This window comes from Bacillus sp. EB106-08-02-XG196 (assembly GCF_013396335.1).
Classification (GTDB): Bacteria; Bacillota; Bacilli; order Bacillales; family Cytobacillaceae; genus Neobacillus.
Genome location: NZ_JABWSY010000021.1, coordinates 16,890 through 36,689, shown reverse-complemented (window position 1 = coordinate 36,689; position 19,800 = coordinate 16,890). Strand labels below are relative to the sequence as shown.

Annotated in this window: 20 protein-coding genes, 1 tRNA gene, 1 pseudogene, 2 riboswitches and 1 other annotated feature; of the genes and pseudogenes, 10 read left to right on the top strand and 12 right to left on the bottom strand. The window is 37.8% G+C overall.

Annotated features, from left to right (window positions below; translation table 11 throughout):
• The first annotated feature begins 14 nt into the window (after positions 1-14).
• The gene (locus MLOOGBEN_RS25580; RefSeq protein ID WP_179161087.1) at positions 15-686 is read left to right on the top strand and encodes a B3/B4 domain-containing protein; all 672 of its coding nucleotides are present in this window, start codon (positions 15-17) and stop codon (positions 684-686) included.
• A gap of 86 nt (positions 687-772) precedes the next feature.
• Here the strand turns inward: MLOOGBEN_RS25580 and MLOOGBEN_RS25575 are convergent.
• The 7 genes and pseudogenes from MLOOGBEN_RS25575 to MLOOGBEN_RS29010 all read right to left on the bottom strand — a co-directional run.
• Positions 773-846 (bottom strand) — tRNA-Gly (locus MLOOGBEN_RS25575).
• Between the two features lie 280 nt (positions 847-1,126).
• Positions 1,127-1,462, bottom strand: coding sequence for a DUF1904 family protein (locus MLOOGBEN_RS25570; RefSeq protein WP_179161086.1), 336 nt, complete (start codon positions 1,460-1,462; stop codon positions 1,127-1,129).
• 154 nt (positions 1,463-1,616) lie between these two features.
• A complete protein-coding gene (locus tag MLOOGBEN_RS25565; protein ID WP_066052309.1) occupies positions 1,617-1,817 on the bottom strand; it encodes a cold-shock protein in 201 nt (66 codons plus the stop codon).
• A gap of 261 nt (positions 1,818-2,078) precedes the next feature.
• A complete protein-coding gene (locus MLOOGBEN_RS25560; protein WP_179161085.1) occupies positions 2,079-2,288 on the bottom strand; it encodes a hypothetical protein in 210 nt (69 codons plus the stop codon).
• Positions 2,289-2,405: 117 nt separating this feature from the next.
• Positions 2,406-3,554 (bottom strand): acyl-CoA dehydrogenase family protein, encoded by a 1,149-nt coding sequence (locus MLOOGBEN_RS25555; RefSeq protein ID WP_179161084.1) that lies wholly within the window; start codon positions 3,552-3,554, stop codon positions 2,406-2,408.
• 81 nt (positions 3,555-3,635) lie between these two features.
• Entirely contained in the window at positions 3,636-5,699 is a 2,064-nt protein-coding gene (locus MLOOGBEN_RS25550) for a sigma-70 family RNA polymerase sigma factor (RefSeq protein WP_179161083.1), read from the bottom strand.
• Between the two features lie 171 nt (positions 5,700-5,870).
• A pseudogene (locus tag MLOOGBEN_RS29010) lies at positions 5,871-6,077 on the bottom strand (alpha/beta hydrolase); the annotation flags it as partial.
• A 285-nt stretch (positions 6,078-6,362) separates the two neighbouring features.
• On the opposite strand from MLOOGBEN_RS29010, the gene MLOOGBEN_RS25545 reads away from it, so the two are divergent.
• Positions 6,363-6,626: a hypothetical protein gene (locus tag MLOOGBEN_RS25545; protein ID WP_179161082.1), complete on the top strand. Its 264-nt coding sequence runs from the start codon at positions 6,363-6,365 to the stop codon at positions 6,624-6,626.
• A gap of 66 nt (positions 6,627-6,692) precedes the next feature.
• On the opposite strand, the gene MLOOGBEN_RS25540 is transcribed toward MLOOGBEN_RS25545, so the two are convergent.
• The gene (locus MLOOGBEN_RS25540; RefSeq protein WP_179161081.1) at positions 6,693-6,881 is read right to left on the bottom strand and encodes a hypothetical protein; all 189 of its coding nucleotides are present in this window, start codon (positions 6,879-6,881) and stop codon (positions 6,693-6,695) included.
• Between the two features lie 224 nt (positions 6,882-7,105).
• Positions 7,106-7,627 carry a hypothetical protein gene (locus tag MLOOGBEN_RS25535; RefSeq protein ID WP_179161080.1) on the bottom strand — a complete coding sequence of 174 codons (522 nt, stop codon included), beginning with the start codon at positions 7,625-7,627 and terminating at the stop codon, positions 7,106-7,108.
• Between the two features lie 840 nt (positions 7,628-8,467).
• Here MLOOGBEN_RS25535 and MLOOGBEN_RS25530 point away from each other — a divergent pair.
• The 8 genes from MLOOGBEN_RS25530 to MLOOGBEN_RS25495 all read left to right on the top strand — a co-directional run bounded on the left by MLOOGBEN_RS25530 (position 8,468) and on the right by MLOOGBEN_RS25495 (position 16,371).
• Positions 8,468-8,986 carry a cupredoxin domain-containing protein gene (locus tag MLOOGBEN_RS25530; protein WP_179161079.1) on the top strand — a complete coding sequence of 173 codons (519 nt, stop codon included), beginning with the start codon at positions 8,468-8,470 and terminating at the stop codon, positions 8,984-8,986.
• Positions 8,987-9,008: 22 nt separating this feature from the next.
• Entirely contained in the window at positions 9,009-10,496 is a 1,488-nt protein-coding gene (locus MLOOGBEN_RS25525; protein ID WP_306430771.1) for a cbb3-type cytochrome c oxidase subunit I, read from the top strand.
• Positions 10,489-11,100 (top strand): SCO family protein, encoded by a 612-nt coding sequence (locus MLOOGBEN_RS25520; protein WP_179161078.1) that lies wholly within the window; start codon positions 10,489-10,491, stop codon positions 11,098-11,100. Before MLOOGBEN_RS25525 ends, MLOOGBEN_RS25520 begins: the two co-directional genes overlap by 8 nt.
• 12 nt (positions 11,101-11,112) lie before the next feature.
• Complete coding sequence (locus MLOOGBEN_RS25515; RefSeq protein ID WP_179161077.1) at positions 11,113-11,670, top strand: hypothetical protein; 558 nt, start codon at positions 11,113-11,115, stop codon at positions 11,668-11,670.
• Positions 11,671-11,784: 114 nt separating this feature from the next.
• Positions 11,785-12,633 carry a formate/nitrite transporter family protein gene (locus MLOOGBEN_RS25510; protein ID WP_179161076.1) on the top strand — a complete coding sequence of 283 codons (849 nt, stop codon included), beginning with the start codon at positions 11,785-11,787 and terminating at the stop codon, positions 12,631-12,633.
• Positions 12,634-13,026: 393 nt separating this feature from the next.
• The gene (locus MLOOGBEN_RS25505) at positions 13,027-13,965 is read left to right on the top strand and encodes a COX15/CtaA family protein (RefSeq protein ID WP_179161075.1); all 939 of its coding nucleotides are present in this window, start codon (positions 13,027-13,029) and stop codon (positions 13,963-13,965) included.
• A 148-nt stretch (positions 13,966-14,113) separates the two neighbouring features.
• Complete coding sequence (locus MLOOGBEN_RS25500; RefSeq protein WP_256989282.1) at positions 14,114-15,037, top strand: NAD(P)H-dependent flavin oxidoreductase; 924 nt, start codon at positions 14,114-14,116, stop codon at positions 15,035-15,037.
• A 215-nt stretch (positions 15,038-15,252) separates the two neighbouring features.
• Positions 15,253-15,501, top strand: a binding site (T-box leader).
• A 57-nt stretch (positions 15,502-15,558) separates the two neighbouring features.
• Positions 15,559-16,371 carry a YitT family protein gene (locus tag MLOOGBEN_RS25495; RefSeq protein WP_179161073.1) on the top strand — a complete coding sequence of 271 codons (813 nt, stop codon included), beginning with the start codon at positions 15,559-15,561 and terminating at the stop codon, positions 16,369-16,371.
• 117 nt (positions 16,372-16,488) lie between these two features.
• Here MLOOGBEN_RS25495 and MLOOGBEN_RS25490 read toward each other — a convergent pair whose 3' ends face one another.
• From MLOOGBEN_RS25490 to MLOOGBEN_RS25480, 3 genes are all read right to left on the bottom strand, one after another.
• Positions 16,489-17,478, bottom strand: a complete 990-nt coding sequence (locus MLOOGBEN_RS25490; RefSeq protein ID WP_179161072.1) for an ornithine cyclodeaminase family protein — start codon at positions 17,476-17,478, stop codon at positions 16,489-16,491.
• A 96-nt stretch (positions 17,479-17,574) separates the two neighbouring features.
• Positions 17,575-17,805 carry a Rid family hydrolase gene (locus tag MLOOGBEN_RS25485; protein WP_179161149.1) on the bottom strand — a complete coding sequence of 77 codons (231 nt, stop codon included), beginning with the start codon at positions 17,803-17,805 and terminating at the stop codon, positions 17,575-17,577.
• A 43-nt stretch (positions 17,806-17,848) separates the two neighbouring features.
• The gene (locus MLOOGBEN_RS25480; protein WP_179161071.1) at positions 17,849-19,213 is read right to left on the bottom strand and encodes an amino acid permease; all 1,365 of its coding nucleotides are present in this window, start codon (positions 19,211-19,213) and stop codon (positions 17,849-17,851) included.
• A gap of 189 nt (positions 19,214-19,402) precedes the next feature.
• Positions 19,403-19,484, bottom strand: a riboswitch (glycine riboswitch).
• A gap of 191 nt (positions 19,485-19,675) precedes the next feature.
• Positions 19,676-19,754: riboswitch (ZMP/ZTP riboswitch) on the top strand.
• Positions 19,755-19,800: the final 46 nt, after the last annotated feature.

The window sequence follows — 19,800 nt, the reverse complement described above, 5'->3', positions numbered from 1 at the left end:
TGGAGGTGGAATCATTGGAAATTCAGCTTTCGTCAGAAATAATCAGCCAGATTCCTAAATTTAAGCTAGGAGTTATTGAATATAAAGATATTACCGTAGGCGATTCCCCACAAATGGTAAAAGGAAGACTGCAGCTTTTTCAAGAATCGATTTACTTTGATTTAGAAAATAAAAACCTAACAGAGCTGCCTGGAATTCAGGAATGGCGCAGTATTTTTAAAACTTTTGGCAAAGACCCTAACCGGTATCGCCCTTCTGTAGAGGCTCTATACCGCAAAGTTGAGAAACAGAATTATCTCACCACAGTCCAAAGTGCCATTGATATCAATAACTTTTTCTCCTTGCAATATCAGGTGCCAATTGGTATTTATGACAGCAATCAACTAGAGGGCCCTATCACAATTAAGGTCGCTGAGGCTGGGGAAGAATATTTAGGCCTTAATCGCCGCATGAATTCGTTAGAAAACCTTATCGTCTCAGCAGATAAGCTTGGACCTTTTGGCAGTCCTTTTGTAGATTCCAATAGAGCTCCGGTAACGGAAGCAACAAAAAATGCGCTGCAGATCATCTATTTAAAGCCTTCAACAGCGGTGAAAAATGCGGAAAGGCTGACAGAGTCGTTGATGAAGATGTTCACACAAATTCATGGCGGTGATGCAAGCTATTACATAGTAGGGGGCGATTAACAACGCCTCCTTTTTAAGGAGCAAAAATATAAAAAAACGCAATGCATCGTTCTCACGTAACGATACACTGCGTTTGGTAATATGTATGGAGCGGGTGATGAGAATCGAACTCACAACATCAGCTTGGAAGGCTGAGGTTTTACCACTAAACTACACCCGCACAAAAATAATTATTAACAAAAGTTTAAGAACTTAAACACATTTATTATAATACAAAGTTATTTCCCAACCGTCAAGAGAATTTTGCGTTTTTTGTCGAAAAAAATCCTTAAACAATAATATCCAATTTGGCCTTTTTTGATAATGATATGCCAGGGTAACAGTATAAATACCTTAATTAATATTTTCAGCCTTTTTGATGAAGAAGGATTCCAGAAAATCGCCTGGCACCCTCCAATTTCATGGATGGTGCCAGGCACTTTTTTTGATAATCCTTAACGTCACGAAGAGGCAAAACTCTTCCCGTTTAGATAATAAGCGGACTTCAGGAATGTGCTGAAAGCGACTTCTACCTCTGGAATTCCAAGTGATTGAATATGTTTGGTTATAATGCTCGCAAATTGGTCTTGAATCTCCTGACCGCGTTCGAACCATTTAACTTCAATCAATGGGTATCCTTGCACTTCATCGCCATCAAACACATAGGTTGATTGGACAATTTCTAACGTGAAATTATCTGTTTCACATACACATAAATCCGCCAATCCTAGTACTAATGAAGAACTAATTGTTTTTACCTGATCTACTGAAACTCCTCTAATGATTATATGGGGCATACAAATCCTCCAAGAGCTATTAATAAATTTTCAAAAGTACTAATCATATTCCATATTGACATAAATTTATCTAATATCCAAATTACTTCCGTGTGTTTAAAATAGGAAATAAAAAAACAGACTCTATAAAGAGCCTGTTAGTTTGTTCTTATTATTAAGCTTTACGCACGTTAGCAGCTTGAGCTCCACGTTGACCTTGCTCAACGTCAAAAGTAACTGCTTGACCTTCGTCTAAAGATTTGAAACCTTCGCCTTGGATAGCTGAGAAATGAACGAATACGTCTTCTCCTGCTTCACGCTCGATAAATCCGAAACCTTTTTCTGCGTTAAACCATTTTACTTTACCTTGTTCCATTTTTGTTTCCTCCTGCTGTGTGCTTTGCACACAATGTGTTACTATCCTTGCACTCAGTGATCATCAAGACGAAAAGTTAATCTTATACTATCCTTTACACCGAACAAAAATAATTCTTCTAAAGCTTAACATTTTTCTAAGTTATTTGCAAGAAGACATGGACAGCCATTTTTACCAGCTATAAACTTTCACACTTTAATAAAATAAAAATAGTGCCAACTTCTCTTAAATAGAAATCAGCACATCGTTTATTCGCTATCGCTATCGTGCCGCTTTTGGCGGTTGGCACACATCACATTTACGTTGGTTATTATTTTTAAATTTCGTTAATGTTTTTTCAAAGTTGCTGCCACATGCACATTTAAATAGTAACTTTTGAGAAAAGCCGTGATATTCCGTCGTTAGCAACTTACTCTCCGAATTGTTCTCAACGAATTCCTTAATTTTTCCAATTGTCCATCGTTTATTCATTCTCTTACCCTCCATATTTTATCGCAATGCGGAGGCTTTTTTGGCATCCGTTCAAATATCTATATTACTTTATAACCTTGGTTAAATCCATCCTTATACTTTTTATTTGTTTTAAATCTAGAGATATTCCCGTTTTAACTGAGCAGCAATAATATTCTTTTGGATTTCAGAGGTTCCTTCATAAATCTTGGTTATTCTAGCATCCCGATAAAAACGTTCCACAGGGAATTCAGCAATATAACCAATTCCTCCGTGAATCTGCACAGCTTTATCCGCGACACGATTATAAACCTCGGAACCGAGAAGTTTAACCATGGCCGCTTCCTTAATGATCTTCATCTCCTGGTCTACCATCCATGCAACTCTGTAGGTCATGCTTCTTAATGCCTCTATATCAAGAGCCATGTCAGCCAAGTAATGTTGAATAATTTGTTGTTCAAAAATCGGTTTACCAAACTGAATTCTTGTATTTGCATGTTGAATAGACATCTCTAAAAGCTTATCCGAAGAACCTAGATTTCTTGCAGCAAGCCCCGCCCGGCCATTGGCAAGAATTTTCAAAGCGTTGACATACCCTTGTCCCTCTTGACCAAGCACATTTTCTACAGGGACTTCACAATCTTCAAAGAAAATTTCTGCAGAATGGGATCCGTGAAGACCCATTTTCTTTTCATTTTTCCCTACTGTGAACCCAGGAAAATCTTTCTCTACGATAAAGGAGGTAATTCCCTTTGCTCCCTTCGATGGATCTGTTACGGCCATAACCGTAAAGACATCCGCGATAGGAGCATTTGTAATGTAATGTTTACTTCCATTTAAGATAAATTTATTTCCTATTCTTACCGCAGTTGTTTTGAGGTTCGTTGCATGTGAGCCTGCACTAGGTTCTGTCAAAGCAAAGGCACCGATCATTTCCCCTCTTGCCATTGAGGGCAAATATTTTCTCTTTTGTCCTTCATTTCCCATCTCTACGATCCCAACAGATCCGATCCCTGTATGGGCACCGATGACGGTGGTATACCCATTATGTGTTCTGCCTAATTCCTCGTAAATCGCACACTTGCCAACCATTCCAATTCCCGTACCGCCGTATTCTTCAGGGATGCTTAATCCAAACAAGCCCATTTCCTTAGACATTTTCATAATTTTTTCAGGAATTTCATCTTTTTCTTCAATTTCCATTGCAAGCGGATCCACTTCGCAATCAATAAAATCCCGAATACTTTGTTTTAAAACTTTAATATCCTCTGAGAATTGAAAATCCATAATCCCCACTTTCCTTCCTACTTTTCTTTCGTTCTCTATTTCTAAATTTTTATACTAAGATGTGAATAATAGAAAAAATTTTTATTCCAACGAAATTTTCACAACATCATTTAGATATTTCATTGCATTATATCCATAAATCTCCAGCTTTTTAGGAATAACTTTTTCTTCAGGATTATTATGGCGTAACTTCGCGCTAATTACTGTTATGAAATGACGGGGCTGCTCAATTTTTTCATAGGATATAGGTTCATTCATATTGTATTCCACCCCGTTTTTATCAACGAGCACTCCTTCAGAATCCATCTCCAATGAAACAATTTCACTTACATCCTCACCCACAACTTGGAAGTTAAGATATTCATATGTCCGATTCTCATGATTACTTATGACAACTTTCGTCGGCTGTCCAACTTCTACCTTGTCGATAGACATTGTACTGCCTGCATATTCAAAGGTTTGAGGATATTCATGTGAAGCATCCAATTCGATGGTTTGTGGGTCTTCAATAGTAAAATAAATCGATTCGAATTGAACATTAATCTCTTTTGGCTTTTCTCCAAAAAGTGACTCAAAGTGTGTTTGCATTGGAATCCAATTTGCCTCATAGGATCCTTCTAAAAAAGAGCTGCTGTACCTATCCGCTTTCACTTTTTTATGGTTCACTTCTAAATTATTAAAATTAATAACGTCTAACCGCTTCTCTCGCTGTTCAATATTAACACCATATTGCAAAACCGTCGCAGTAGGTGCAATGGTCAGTTTATCAAATCGAACCGGGATTCCTTCAACTATCGTTTCTTCATCCAAGGCATATTCGACGGAAGGCTGTTTTGTTACAGGGATCTCGAAGTTCCACTCCCCTGTTTCACTTACCATGCCCCCAGCCACAAAACCATTCTGATCAGAGGTATCACGAACCAATTTCAGAAGCTTTGTGATCTTTAGTTTGATTGTCCCGTTATCCTCTGTGAGTGGCTGCAGACCTATCTTCCCTTGATACACGTTCTTTTCTTCAATATTTACATCACCTTCAAGGACAGGAGGATAGTACCTTGGATATGCAGAAGTGTTCATGATTTCATAATCGTTCTCCACAAAAACCCCCTCATAAACATCCATGAAATATTGATTGTCTTCTTCTGTATCTTCTATTTCGTAAAAAACAAGCGTCTGAACTTCATCCGCAATCGCACTCTTGATCCTGATTTTCACCCCATTACTTTCGGCTTCAAGGTTCAGACTTTCACCCAGGTCCTGTTGAAGAAAGGCACGCAATTCCTGATCCTCTTCTGTCCATGTATAGTAGGATTTGGAAAACGCACCTGTAAAAAATTCTATTCCTAGTAATATTGCGAATATACCTGCAAATACAAGTCCTTTTCTTAGACGTTTCTTGTTCTTCTGCTGTCTATGCTTTTCCTTTTCTGCCAGTCTATCTTTAATGTTCTCCATGAATCCCGATGGCACATGCAAATCTTCCATCCTATCAGTAAGATTTACCAGGGTTAACATGACATCCTGAAAAGTAGCCAAATCTGCCTGACAATCAGGGCAATGATAAATATGTTCCTCTAAATCAATCTTTTTCGGACGATCCAAGTTTCTTTCTAAGTAATCGATATAATCCTTTTGATACTCTTTACAGCCATTATAGTTAGTTCCTTCCCCCATCCCTTTTCTAAGTGACTGAATTCCGGAAAACAAAAGCTCTTTCATCTTTTCTACTGAAACTTGGAGAAGATGTGCACCTTCTTCCTTAGAGATACCTTTTACATATGTTAGGACCATCGCATCTTTCTCATCCTCTTTTAATTGATCAAGTGCTTTAAATATATCCTGACGAGTTTCCCCTTCCACTCTATTTAGTAAACTTCTATCAGCAGAAAGCTCCCGGCATATATGTATGAAGATGGATGTGACCCACGATTCGAATGATGTTTCCCTTTTAAATCGAGGGGATTCCTTGTGGACTTTTAGAATGACCTGGTAAAAAAGCTCTTCCATTTGCTGTTGATTGCCAAGATAGGACCAACCGAGTGTATAGAACGATTGCTTATTCAGATCGAACCAATCAACGATGGATTCCACGCTTTTTATTCCTATGGCAGTGATGGATGTGGGATCTATTTTTGCTGGAATCATAAACGTGTTCCCCCCTTTACATTCTCTTCAAACCTTTTAACGTCTCCTCAATAAGGTTCTATATGCCTTATTCGACAATTTACTTTTATTTCCTCTTATTAATTTCATATAAAGAAGGAACATCTCATATAAAAGATGTCCCTTTTTATTTATTATGTTAACTTAAATATATTATTTTATAAATGTATCGACCATCCATTTGTAAAATTTTCCCTCCTCCTCAAATTGCGGAAAATGAGCTGATTGTTCAAAAGAAATAAATTCTTTTTGATTGGCTTCAATCTTATCAAAATAATTTTTCGCTGCATTAGACGATGTCATATAGTCGTATTTTCCCATAACAAAATAGGTTGGTATTTCGAGTTTTGTTACGATAGTATATGTAAATTTATTAAATTCCACTTTTCTGTAATGGTTTTATCTAAGTGTTTAATTGAATTATTTTGGGATTCCATTCATTCTAGAAGACATGCTCATAAATAGGTATCTAACGTATATTGTCGATAACTACCTTTATAGAGGAATGTGCTTTGTACTACAATAATAGTCCACATTTAAACCATTTCAATAACGGTTGTTACTATGGTACGCAATAGTTTTTTTGATGCCATCCAAGCCCTGTTCGCATAACATAAAAACAGTTACAAAAAAGAAGGGGATATAGTGAATTCATATAATGGGAATGGCGGGAATGACAATAATCTGGCTGGTATTCTACAATTAATTGGACAATGGTTTACTGTGACAGGAGATACATTAGGTCTTATAGGGCAAGCTATGGCATTTGAACAAGATAAAAATAGTACAATCCAAGCACAAATAGAGAAACAACAACAAGAATTACAGCAGCAACAAATGCAACAACAACTAGAACAAATGCAACAGCAAATAAAAATTTTGCAAGAACAAATAAAAAAGCAAGTCTAATTAATGTTTTAGGCTCCTCTATGCTATATCTATCTACCAAGATAGTAGTTTGGAGGTATTTGGTCCTCATAGTGACAAAATCGCAATCAAGGGTTCAGGTTCATTTTCTTCTCCTACGCCCATTTCTTTCATGATAATTTGAAGATAGGTATGCTTGTGATTATCGCTCGATCGTATTTTCCGATTATCACCTTGACTTTTATGGATTTTTAGAAATATCGAATGATAGGTTCCACTTGTAATTTCCTGAACCATTCTCTTCGACAGACCTGGTAATGCAACTCATTTCGCCATGTAAAAAAAACACTCACGAATAACTATTTATCAACATTTGTGAGTGTTTTGTAGTTATAAAATAAACTGGTTAAAATCAAATGTTACCAGTAGTTGATGTAGAATTCCGTGCTAGACCATTGAGATTCTAAGTTTTTTAGCCAGATTTCACAAAGAAAGGCCATTTATTTTCCTAAAATAATGATTTAATTGAATCTACTAGTTGAGGTTGCTTTATAAGGGTGTCTCTTTTCAATAAAGTTTGAAAGCCAAATGTTAGCAGCAAATACAACCAAATAAGTGAAAAAGGATAAATACAATTTCCAACCCGTATATGTAAAAACATGAAATTTCACCGAAATCCATTCTAGAGCAATAGCTACCCCTGCCCAAAAAATAATATAAAAAAGAAGCTTTAAACCCTTGGGTTTATTATGTTGATAGAAGGTTACTACAAAGTAAGAAAGAGTAGGGTATGTTGCAAAATGCAATAACACATCAAATAATTCATGTGATTTATGATCGATCGTATAGTAAAAGTCATATGGTTTTACACTAATGGTTATATCAGCCAATAAAGCCAGAAAGACATTAAATATCCATATAATATTGATGGTTACGGCAGATAAATGTCTACGTAATTTAAACATTACAGCCCAAGATAACACTGTAGAAATAATAATAAATATTTCATTTGCATCAAATTGCTTAGGAAGAGGTAACATCATTTAGTCTTCACCTTGTCTCTATAAATAAGTTTTTCAAAATAAAAGAAGTAAATAGCCAATAATAAAATAATTAGACTGTATCTCAAACATGAATAAAATACATTCCAATTTACCCATTCCAAATATTCAATTTGAACGAAATAGATTTCAATAGAAATAAGTGCGGTTAAGAATATGAAGAGCTGAATAAGTTTAGTGAAAATTGACCTGTTAGAAAACAACATATAAATTAACCACAAAAGTAAGGCTGGCTTAAGTGTTAACTCAGGAATTTTTTGTGTCCATAAAATTAATTCGCTTGAGGGATCTTGCTTTGTTAATTTTAAATTTAAGTTAATGATTACACCTGTATTTGTAATAAGAATATTGGATAAAAAATAATAGACCAAGACGCTAGTGACGTTCTTTTTTTTTATCAAAATATACAAGGAAATTATAGAAAAAATTGCTAATAGTAGAAAAAGCCACAATGTTTTCATGTTAGCCACCTTCTGTACTTATATGTACAGTATTTTATACATAAAGTGATTTTTTATTAGTGGATTAACAGTAATTTAATTGAGGATCATATATCGGACAGGTTAGCTGAACAGTTGTCCGTTGAAATCACTAGTGTTCCCCAGTTCAAAATCCAAGGCTAGATTTCTGCTCTTACTCGATTGCTATGAATATACCCTTTATTTTTTACTAGATTATTAGCTTTATTATTTTCAGAATTTTCCATAAAAACGTGATTTATTTAACGGTAATGATTTTTATTTTCTCTTAATGTAAAGGGGAGTCTTTTTTTCTCATACTTGTTAAGTCATAAATTTGAATTCTAACAAGGGGGTTTGGTTTATGTATCAACAGGCATCCTGGATGATCACTTTACTTTTTTGTGTTTTTATCATTCTTATCTTTGCCACCGTATTGTTGAAGTCAGGAAAAAGAGTCGATTATGGAGAAGTTCAAAAAAAGGGGTATTTTATTCGAAGTGTCTGGTTTGTCGTTGTATTTGCAGTGATGTTGGCAGCCACTTATTTTACCCTTCAGGACCTTCCCTTCGAAAGGGCTGAGGCAGAAGAAACTCCTGTCGATGTACAGGTAACAGCATTACAGTTCGGATTTGATGTATCTTTAGACACTTTGAAGGTTGGGGATTATGTTGCTTTTCATGTAACCAGTAAAGATGTGAATCATGGTTTCGGTTTATATGACGACCAATTGAATATTGTTGCTCAAACCCAAGCGATGCCTGAATACACAAACACTGTGTATTATAAATTCACTAAGCCCGGAACCTACACCATTCTGTGTATGGAGTATTGCGGAATGGCCCATCATCTTATGAAACGTGAGATTACCGTTACGGACTAATGGAATATTGGGGGGAATACTGATGATGAATACGTTACATGTAGCAATAGATTCTAAAACGAAAAGGGCCGTTGTTTTTCCACTGAGCTTTAGCGGTGCTATCTTACTATTAATGATGATTTTTGGCGTCGTAATGCTTCTTGGACAAGGAAAACTGATTGAACTGAATCCAGGCATGTTTTATAAAATAATGACGATTCATGGTACTGGAATGATTGGAGTTTCTGCTTTAGCTGGGTCTTGTATCATTTGGTATTTTCTTAAACAGTATGTTCCTCTTAATACAGCGGTTTTTCGTTTGAATGTTTTCTTATTTCTAGTCGGCGTGGCCATGGTGTTAGTGGGAATATTTGCTTATGACTTTGCAGGTGCCTGGACATTTCTATACCCCCTTCCTGCCCTCTCTGGAGGAATGTGGGGGAAAACAGCTGCTGCGCTATATCTTGGCGGAATGCTTGTGATCGGAACTGGATTTTTGATCCTTCTTTTAGAAGCAGCCCGCGCGATCATTAAGCAATATGGAAGCCTAGCAACAGCGCTAGGGTGGCCGCAAATACTTGGGAAAGAAAAAGGCTTCGGTCCTCCTCCTACAGTTGTAGCGAGTACAATGGTTTGCATTGTCGATATTATTGCCCTAATTACTGGTGCTGCCATCCTTTCTATGAGCTTGATAAACGTCTTTGTACCGAGTTTTACCATTGATCCGCTTCTTGCGAAAAACTTAACGTATGCCTTTGGACATGTTTTTGCCAATTCGACTATTTACATGGGGGTCATCGTGGTCTATGAATTACTTCCAAGATACTCGGGGCGTCCATGGAAGTCCAATAAAATCTTTTTACTCGCTTGGAATATGTCCACACTATTTACCTTGATTGTTTACCCTCACCATTTGCTCATGGACTTTGTTATGCCGAAGTGGATGATAGTCATGGGCCAAGTGCTTTCCTATATGAATGGACTGCCTGTTTTAGTGGTAACGGCATTTGGAGCATTGATGATTGTCTACCGTTCTGGGATTAAGTGGGACGTTGCCTCAAGCTTCCTATACCTCTCCATGTTTGGCTGGGTCATAGGCGTTGTCCCGGCCATTATCGATGCAACAATCGTTATTAATCATGTGATGCACAATACGAAATGGGTCCCTGGACATTTTCATATGTACATGGGCTTAGGCGCATGTGCGATGATTTTAGGATTCATGTATTATCTGACAAGAATGGAAGGCGGACGAATCGATAATAAGCTAGACTATCTAACCTTATGGCTCTATATACTTGCGTTCCTTGGATTAACGGGATCCTTCTTATTCTCCGGAAAGTCTAGTGCCCCTAGGCGCTGGGCTGAGCATTTCCCGGAATGGATGCCTGCAGATGTGGTTGCTGCATGGTTTGGAATAGGTGTAACCGTAACCTTCCTTCTGTTTCTCGTTCGATTTATAAACTATTCCAGTAATATTGGTTCGAATAAGACGAAAACAGATGATATTGGGTCTTCTACACATGTATAAGAAAAGTATTACTATGTTGATTGGAATTATCATACTTGGGACGGGGGGGTTATTTTACAGCACCGATCATTTTCAAGCTTTTACTGCTGAACAAGCCCGAAGGATAGATGTATTAACCCATACACCCACCGTTCCAAATGTAACGCTTGAGGATAGTAAGAGCCAAACCTTTACCTTTGCTGATTTTCGTGGAAGATACATTTTAGCTACTTATATTTACACAAGCTGCGGAGATGTATGTCCGGTAGTGGAAATGAACTTTCAACGCATTTATTCCCAGCTGCCTCAGAACATTTTAGGTGAACAACTACAGCTGTTAAGTATTAGCTTCGACACGGGAAGAGATACTCCCCATCACTTAAAACATCACCAAGAAATGTATCAAGCTGATGGCATCAATTGGAGAATGGTCCGTGTTCCCGATCAACAGGAGTTAGATTTATTATTAGAGCAATCCGGTGTCATTGTTATCCCAGTTAAGAATGAGTTTGAACATAATGCCGCCTTTTATTTAATTAATCCTGAGGGTCAATTAATTAAAATATTTGATTATAATTCTCCCAATCAAGTTGTTAATGCACTTAAACAAATCCTTTCTTTTTAAAGGAGAATCCGAATGAAAAGAATGTTTATAAGCTTGGGAATGGTTTTGGTTTTAAGTATACCGCCAATTAGACATGGTTTAGAAGAATCGATGATTGGACAAATGCTTATCCAAATTCCTTTGCTAGCTTTGGCTGGCTATATTCTTGGAATCGGACTAAAAAAGCGTATGTCCCTCCTTTTGTCCAGGTACAATCATTATGGTATTCCTGGGTTACTAATTGTTTTTTTTGCTAACATTTATTGGATCCTGCCGCGGTCGATCGATGCGGCTCTGAATAGCGCCCTTTTTGAAACGATAAAGTTTATAACTATCCCTTTATTGATTGGTTTTCCACTTGCCCTAAGCTGGAGAAGTCTTCATTTAACGGTCAAAGGGTTTGTTTGCGCGAATGTGATTTCGATGTCTTTCGTAATGGGGTGGTTTTACGCTAATTCACCGATCCGTCTCTGCAATAATTATTTAACAGAGCAGCAGTTCCAATTGGGAAATTCATTTATGCTCATTTCAGCATTTTTACTAATCTCATTTTTTTGCAAATTCTTTTTCATCGGAATAAAAAATAGCTAGTAACCCTTATCTTTTAAACATCGCCGCTACCCTAACATTCTTTTAAATTTCTGAATTGGAGCGGTCTCTGTTAATGATTTCGGCTTACTTACAAACATAAATGGAGTGATCTGCTTGGACTATGTTAAACCTGGGAAGTTGGTGGAGGATGTTGCATTAACAGGTGCCTATAAATCGTCCTTATCTATTAAAGAGTTATTAATAAAGGGAGGACTGGCTGGTGCATATTTAGGATTTGCAACAACCCTTGCCTTTACGGCTGCGACGGAAACAAAACTGGGAATTGTCGGTGCTTTTGTATTTCCAGTTGGATTTGTCCTTATTTTACTGTTAGGACTTGAACTGGTGACGGGAAATTTTGCTATGCTGCCACTTGCGAGGTTAAGGGGATTAATCTCTAGTAAGAACGTGTTTTATAACTTCTTTTGGGCATTTATTGGAAATCTATTAGGCAGTTTACTTTATGGAATCTTATTTTATATTACTGTAACGAAGCTTGGGCATGTGATGGAAGGAGCCATGATTGAAAAAATCATTGCCGTAGCGGAAGGAAAAACAATCGCCTATAAAAGCCTAGGCAGTGATGGAATGATCCTGTCCGTAACAAAAGCAATCTTATGTAACTGGATGGTTACCTTAGGCGCATTTATGGCCTTTGTTTCCAACTCTGTTATCGGAAAAATCGCTGCCATGTGGCTTCCGGTATTTATATTTTTCGCGCACGGCTTTGAGCATGCCGTGGTAAATATGTTTGTTTTGCCAACCGCGATCCTCATGGGGGCAGATATCACGATTGCCGACTGGTGGGTTTGGAATCAAATCCCGGTAACCATTGGAAACTTTATCGGCGGTTTTATCTTTACCGGATTAGCCTTGCATTTGGTCAACAAAAACATGAGTAAGACAGAAAACAATCCTAGCATTGTTACTAATACCCAGGTAGCTAATAAATCAGGCGCGTAGATTGATAAGGAGTATATCTTCAAATAGAGGATATACTCTTTTTTACATTTAACCACTAATATATTCTTTTATGAAAACTTCTATTCGTTACCGCCAACCTCCTTTTTCTGCCTGAACGGGCATGATTAGCCTCTATTCGTTACCGCTAACCTCTTTTTTCAACCCGAACGGGCACGATTAGCCTCTATTCGTTACCGTTAACCTCTTTTTTCATCCTGAACGGGCACGATTAGCCCCCAACTATACACTCCAAGAACCTTTTTCCTATCCCTATAAAAATTAGTTCACAAAATGTTCATAATTATCATTTTCCCCTTAGATAATTTTGGGAAAAATGGTAATACGGAACATGGGGATGTTTTCGTAATAAGCTACTTTTAAGGAGGGGTGAGCGTGACAATAAAGCGTTTAGCTTTGTTAACCATCTTGCTTACATATTTATTAATTGTCTTTGGGGGCTATGTGGCTTCTTCGAAGTCCGGAATGGGATGTGGACCTGAATGGCCCTTATGTAATGGTGAAATTATTCCAACTCTACATGGAGAAACGTTGATTGAATTCACTCATCGAGTGATTGGGGCTATTCTAGGAATCGTTTCTTTTGTGCTGTTCACCAAAATTCTGCGTACTGAAGTAAATCCTTCGGTTCGTGCAGTTGGATACTGGATGCTTGTTTTACTTATCATTCAGGTGCTTTTAGGTGCAATCGTTGTGTTAAAAGATTTGCCCACAAGTATCATAGCGAGTCACTTAATTATAGCCATGATTTTTCTAGCAATTCTCATCTGGATCTGGCGGCGGGCAGAAGTGAAGGCGGACATTCAGACGTATCCGTCCGATCGTTCTGACCAACAAAAAAGGATAAAACGACACTTCAATATCGTACTTGTTCTTTTACTATTGATTTTTGGATTTGGGGCATATGTGAAGCATGAATCATTGGGAATGATATGTGGTTCTTTTCGGTGTGGAAATTCGTTTCTACCCATGACAGGTCCGGAAATCATCCAAACCATTCATCGAGGCTTAGCATTCATTTCAGCATTGTACATCTTCTTTCTTGTCTTTTGGTCTTTTAAAAAGGGATGGGAAGGGAAACTTCAGAATCGGCTTATTTTTTCAGCTATAACGGTTCTCATTCAAGTCGTATTGGGAATCCTGACGATCATTTCGTCTATTGAACTCTCATGGGCAATGTTTCACCTTGCAGCAGGCACCCTCTTGTTCGCCCTTGTAGCTGAGACACGTGTATATGTTGGCAGTGCTGCCTTCTTGAAAACGAAGCTAAGCATTATAACTAGCGATTCCATTCCTAACAAAACAGATGTTTAGAAATTACGAGTATATCTAAACCGTGGTAAACCATGGGGTAATTATGGTAAACACCGACAAAAAAACCGGCAGAACCGTCCCCTGGTTCCGATTATATCTTCTAGAAAGGGGTATTTTTTTGAATTTTCCACAATTAAAAATAGGCCATATGATGCCAAAGGTACCAATCATGCAAGGCGGTATGGGTGTAGGTATTTCCTTAAGCGGGCTCGCATCAGCTGTTGCAAACGCTGGTGGAATTGGAATCATTTCAGGAACTGGGATAACAATCGATGAAATGAGATTACATATAAGGAAGGCGAAAGAAGCCATGAAGGATTCCGGCTATATTGGCGTAAACGTCCTTTTTGCCATGAACGACTTTGCTGAAAAAATGAAAGCTGCCATTGAAGAAAAGGTTGATTTCATCATTTCAGGTGCTGGAATTTCAAGAGATATGTATGCTTGGGGCAGAGAAGCCGACATACCCGTCATCTCAATCGTGTCTTCAGCAAAGCTTGCTAAGTTGTCAGAACGCCTTGGTGCTTCTGCCGTTGTTGTAGAAGGCCATGAAGCCGGCGGACACCTTGGGACCGAAAGACCATTATTCGATATATTGCCGGAAGTTGTTACAGCAGTTAAGATTCCAGTTATTGCTGCTGGAGGAATCATGACCGGAGAAGATCTTGCGCGTGCCCTAAGTATAGGGGCCTCCGGAGTTCAGATGGGAACGAGGTTCGTGGCTAGTGAAGAGTGTGATGCACCGTTATCATTTAAAGAAAAATATATTCATTGTGGACAGGAGGATACTATTTTAGTAAAAACAACTGTTGGTCTTCAGGGGCGTGCGATTAAGAACCAATTCACTGAACTTATTGCCGATGATAAAAAGGTGAAAATTAAGAAGTGCATGGATTGCCTAAAAAATTGTTCTTATCGTTTTTGCACGCTAGATTCTTTGATTACATCTATGAATGGCGATTGCGAGAATGGTTTAGTTTTTGCAGGTGCACGAGTCCATGAAATCAAAGAAATCCTGCCAGTTAAAACAATCATCAACAACATTATGAAAGAATATAAAGCTTGTATGTAATTTTGACTAAGGTACCTGACCGTATAACTTAAATTCCATTCGGTCAGGTACCTATTTATTATATAAAGACTCATCTCTTATGATAAAGTTCAATGTGATGAATCAAAATAAGGATAACGTATGTACAGATTTACTAGTTTGAATATTCAATTTAAAACTATATAAATAAAATATATTGACTCGCCATTTCACTCATGATAAATTATTTTTTATAAATTAAATCTATGACGAGAAAGAGTAAGAAAAGAATCTGTTCTGGAAGAGAGTCGGCGTTTGGTGGAAGCCGATGGACAATCTTATCTGAAAATCATCTCCGAGATGCAAGGCTGAAACCAGTAAGCTTTGACGGATTTCCACCGTTAAGATGGAGCACGTATGTAGTACGTTGACTAAAGAGCCGAATTGTTTCTATTATGGAACTTACGGAATATGGGTGGTAACGCGAGCACAAACTCGTCCCAATTTTGGGGTGGGTTTTTTTTATGCAAAAAAATTAATACTATACTTTATCAAGGGGGTTAATGGATTTGAAAAATTTAATTGTGATTATAGGTTCATTGGTGGTGGCTTTTGCCTTTAATTTCTTTCTAGTTCCTTATGGAATCTTGAGCAGCGGTATAAGCGGTATTGCTATTTTAATTGGGTTAGTCACTCCATTTGATATTGGCTTAATGAATCTGCTGCTTAATTTACCCTTACTGATTTTAGGTTATTATAAACTTGGGAAAATGATTACGCTCAATACCCTAATTTGTGTTGTATCACTCTCTGTTTTCTTATATCTGTTGCCCACAGATCCTGTTACGGACAATATATTGCTCTCAACTATTTTTGGAGGGATCATTGGAGGCCTTGGTGTAGGCATCATTTTAAAGTCCTCCGGAACCTCTGGTGGTTTAGATATCATTGCGATTATTCTTTCGCGAACAAGTAATGTTAGTGTTGGTCTTCTGCTTACTGGTATGAACGGCCTCATCGTTCTAATTTCTGGAGCTGCTTTCAGTTGGAATATCGCCTTATACACGCTTTTGTCTATCTATTTAACCGGTAAGATGATTGATACTATTCACACGGATCATATTAAATTAACCATGCAGATTGTTACTTCAAAAGGTGAGTTAATACGAAAGGAATTATTGGAATCAATCTATCGAGGGATTACAATTATGGAAGGTTATGGCGGTTACTCCCAAGAGAAAAAACAGATTATCATGATGGTCGTTACACGCTACGAAACGACACAAATAAAAAAAATTGTCCGAAAACATGATGAAAATGCATTTATAAATATATTTGAGACGGTTGAAGTTGACGGTGTATTTGCTAAAAATTAGGAGGGTTACGTTATATATAAGGAGTTTATCTTCCAAAGAGGATAATACTCCTTTCTCCTTTAAAAAGGGTGATGGCTGCCACGAGGCGCCTGTCACCCTTTTGTCATATATTCCACATTAAATTTCTACTTTTGTTCCTATCCCTGCTTGAATGGCTTTTTCATAGACGGCAGCGACAACAGCTAGGTCAAAGTAGGCGATGCCGACGGATTTAAAGAATGTGATTTCATCATCTGTTACTCTCCCAGGAATTTGACCGGCTGCTAATTCTCCAATTTCACCGTGCAATTCCGAGAAGCTCCAGTTTCCGGCATTTGCCGGTATAATGAAGTCGCCAGCCTCTCCCTTTACGCCTTCAATTGTATCTGCGACAATCTTTGAGCAGCGAAGGAGTGTTTCCTCATCAACCTCCTGCATGTGTGGCAGATAAGATCCAACACCGTTTATATGTGTTCCTGGCTGCAACGCACTTCCGGAAAATAAAGGAGTTTCTGAGCGGGTGCTGCAGATGACAATGTCTGCCTTTGACACCGCCTCATTGACATCTTCCATGATGTGGACTTCCCCAGCATACGTTGGCGCCAAGTCATTTATTTTTTCAGCAAAAGCCAGTGCTTTTGACTTCGTCCGATTGTACAGCATGATTGACTTGATATCGCGGACTTCCAAAACAGCCTGAAGCTGTTCCTCTGCCATCGCACCACATCCAATGACCACAACTGAGGTTACATTTTTCTTCGCTAAATGTTTGGTTGCAATACCGCTGACTGCACCGGTTCTTAATCTTGTTAAATAAGATGCATTCAAACAGGCTAAATGCTCTCCGTTATTCGTATCACTTAATAGAATAACCCCTTGAGTTGTCCATTTCCCAACGGAAGGATTATTTGGAAAAATGGTCACTACCTTCACTGAAGACTTCCCTATTGATTCGATAGCGGACGGCATATAGAGCGCAGACGCTTTTTTCTCTGGAAAATCTAAGACTGTCCTGTGCGGATTTAGGATTTTCCCTTCTATATAATCAGCCAGGGCGGATTCCAAATCTTGAATGGCATCCTTCATCGTATAAAGTGAGCGAATTTGTTGTTCTGACAGTATAAGCATTCAATACCTACTTTCTAAAAAGAAACACATTGCAGTAAAGCATATTCTCTTTTAAATTCTAATTTATCAAATCTTTTACCCTATGAAGAAATTCTATCACTCTATTTGCATTTTCGCGACCGCTTCTAATTCCAACCCTGCATCTTTAGGCAATCGCGCAACCTCAACTGTTGTTCTCGCTGGTTTATGGGTAACAAAATACTCGGAATACACCTGATTTATTCTAGTAAAATCATCCATATTCGAGATAAATAAAGTGACTTTAACCACATCATTTAAATTTAATTCATCAGCTTGAAGTTTCTTGTGAGATATTTTTAGGCCCATTACACTCAAAAGAGCGCCTTTCAATGTGAAAAGCGCTCTGCTTCTATGCCGATAATTTAATACTTTTTTCCGTTTTTCTTCTATATGAATACAAAGTAAATAATAATATAAACCATAAAGGTGTCAACAATAAGGCAGGACGTGTTTCTTCTGCAACCAGCATAATGATGAGAATGGCAGCAAACAACGTTAGAACAGCATAATTAATAAATGGTGTGAATGGTGCTTTAAATTTTGATTTAGCCTGCAATTTTGGCTGTGTTTTCTTGTAACGTAAATGGCAAATGAGAATGACACCCCAAACCCAAATAAAACAAATTGCACTAATCGTTGTCACGATACCAAAAGCTTGTTCCGGAATCAGTTTGCTCAATAGAGCGCCTACTGATACGACTAGTGCAGATACCCATAAAGCATTACTTGGTACATAATTTTTATTCAGTTTTGCAAACTTGGCTGGTGCCTGGTCATTTTTTCCTAAATTAAACAGGATCCGGCTGGTTGAAAACATCCCGCTGTTACAAGCAGAAGCGGCTGAAGTTAAGACGACAAAATTTATAATTCCTGCTGCAACCGGAATTCCGACTAAACCAAACGTTTTAACAAAAGGACTTTCTGCAGCATTTAGCTCTGTCCATGGGTTCACACACAATAGGATTATCAGAGCGCCAACATAGAAGAATAGAATCCTTACAGGAATTTTATTAATTGCCGATGGGATATTTTTTTCTGGATTGGCTGTTTCCGCTGCCGATACACCCACTAATTCCACACCGACATAGGCAAAGACGACCATTTGGAAAGATAGTAAGAAACCTGAAATGCCGTTTGGAAAAAGTCCTCCATGCTGCCAAAGGTTTTGAACCGTAACTGTTCCAACATCTGTCTTGAATCCCATCACCAGCAAAATAACCCCAATGCCAATTAATACGAGAATCGTTATTACTTTTATTAAAGCAAACCAAAACTCTAATTCTCCGAAAAGCTTTACCGTTAATAGATTCAGTCCTAATAAAATGATTAAACAGATAATGGCAGGTATCCATTGTGGGATATCAAACCAATATTGTACATATAGACCAACTGCAATCACATCAGCCATAGCAACCATAATCCAACAAAACCAATACGTCCATCCGGTTACAAACGCTGCCCTAGGTCCAAGATAATCTTCGGCAATATCTGTAAAAGATTGATACCCTGCTTTAGACAACAGGAGTTCTCCTAGTGCCCTCATAACAAAAAAAACGGCGATACCCACAATTAAGTAAGCAAAGATGATGGACGGACCCGCCAGTTGAATCGCTTTACCAGATCCTAAGAATAATCCAGTGCCAATAGTGCCGCCAATTGCGATTAGTTGAACATGCCGATTTTTTAACTCTCTCTTTAATTCTTGCTGTGCCAAACCTAACTCCTCCTTAAAACCTTTAATGTGAAACAATGAGCATTGATTTTACCCAATATCTTTATGAGTGACTGCTCTTTCTTCTTTTCCAAACGAAAAAAAGAGATTGGATGTCCCCAATCTCTTAGGTATAAGAATAGCAAATAATATTAGTCATGCTAAAGATAAGCAGCATTACAAATAAATATTCAGTACTCTTCTGTCCTTTTGCCTGAGATTGTGAACCCTTCGGCGCCGCTTAAATTCCAGCGGTCTCTCCAGAAGCTGCTCCTGCTATAGTGTGATCCATAGCAATCATAGCCTTCTAATTATTTAGTTATTTAATAGAGTTAAAAATATCTTCAAATAATTTTTAATTTTAATAGTAGATTAATACTTTGTCAACAATCAATGTGATTGTTTTCTTGAAAATGTTTTGATAGCCATTTTCGGAGAATTATGATAATATAAACTAAATTAAAAAAGACCATGTGTAACTGGCGAAACGCGGATAACCGCGAGGGAGCACATGGTGTCGCAGCCGTTCGCCTGGGCAGAGGTAAGGGATTTATATCCCTTACCTCTTTCTGTTTATTTAAGCAAAAAAT

Excerpts from the sequence above, each read along its gene's own strand:
- MLOOGBEN_RS25570 (WP_179161086.1), bottom strand. The coding sequence starts at position 1,462 with ATGCCCCATATAATCATTAGAGGAGTTTCAGTAGATCAGGTAAAAACA.
- MLOOGBEN_RS25565 (WP_066052309.1), bottom strand. The coding sequence starts at position 1,817 with ATGGAACAAGGTAAAGTAAAATGGTTTAACGCAGAAAAAGGTTTCGGA.
- MLOOGBEN_RS25560 (WP_179161085.1), bottom strand. The coding sequence starts at position 2,288 with ATGAATAAACGATGGACAATTGGAAAAATTAAGGAATTCGTTGAGAAC.
- MLOOGBEN_RS25555 (WP_179161084.1), bottom strand. The coding sequence starts at position 3,554 with ATGGATTTTCAATTCTCAGAGGATATTAAAGTTTTAAAACAAAGTATT.
- MLOOGBEN_RS25550 (WP_179161083.1), bottom strand. The coding sequence starts at position 5,699 with ATGATTCCAGCAAAAATAGATCCCACATCCATCACTGCCATAGGAATA.
- MLOOGBEN_RS25540 (WP_179161081.1), bottom strand. The coding sequence starts at position 6,881 with ATGGTTCAGGAAATTACAAGTGGAACCTATCATTCGATATTTCTAAAA.
- MLOOGBEN_RS25535 (WP_179161080.1), bottom strand. The coding sequence starts at position 7,627 with ATGATGTTACCTCTTCCTAAGCAATTTGATGCAAATGAAATATTTATT.
- MLOOGBEN_RS25530 (WP_179161079.1), top strand. The coding sequence starts at position 8,468 with ATGTATCAACAGGCATCCTGGATGATCACTTTACTTTTTTGTGTTTTT.
- MLOOGBEN_RS25525 (WP_306430771.1), top strand. The coding sequence starts at position 9,009 with ATGATGAATACGTTACATGTAGCAATAGATTCTAAAACGAAAAGGGCC.
- MLOOGBEN_RS25520 (WP_179161078.1), top strand. The coding sequence starts at position 10,489 with ATGTATAAGAAAAGTATTACTATGTTGATTGGAATTATCATACTTGGG.
- MLOOGBEN_RS25515 (WP_179161077.1), top strand. The coding sequence starts at position 11,113 with ATGAAAAGAATGTTTATAAGCTTGGGAATGGTTTTGGTTTTAAGTATA.
- MLOOGBEN_RS25500 (WP_256989282.1), top strand. The coding sequence starts at position 14,114 with ATGATGCCAAAGGTACCAATCATGCAAGGCGGTATGGGTGTAGGTATT.
- MLOOGBEN_RS25495 (WP_179161073.1), top strand. The coding sequence starts at position 15,559 with ATGGATTTGAAAAATTTAATTGTGATTATAGGTTCATTGGTGGTGGCT.
- MLOOGBEN_RS25490 (WP_179161072.1), bottom strand. The coding sequence starts at position 17,478 with ATGCTTATACTGTCAGAACAACAAATTCGCTCACTTTATACGATGAAG.
- MLOOGBEN_RS25485 (WP_179161149.1), bottom strand. The coding sequence starts at position 17,805 with ATGGGCCTAAAAATATCTCACAAGAAACTTCAAGCTGATGAATTAAAT.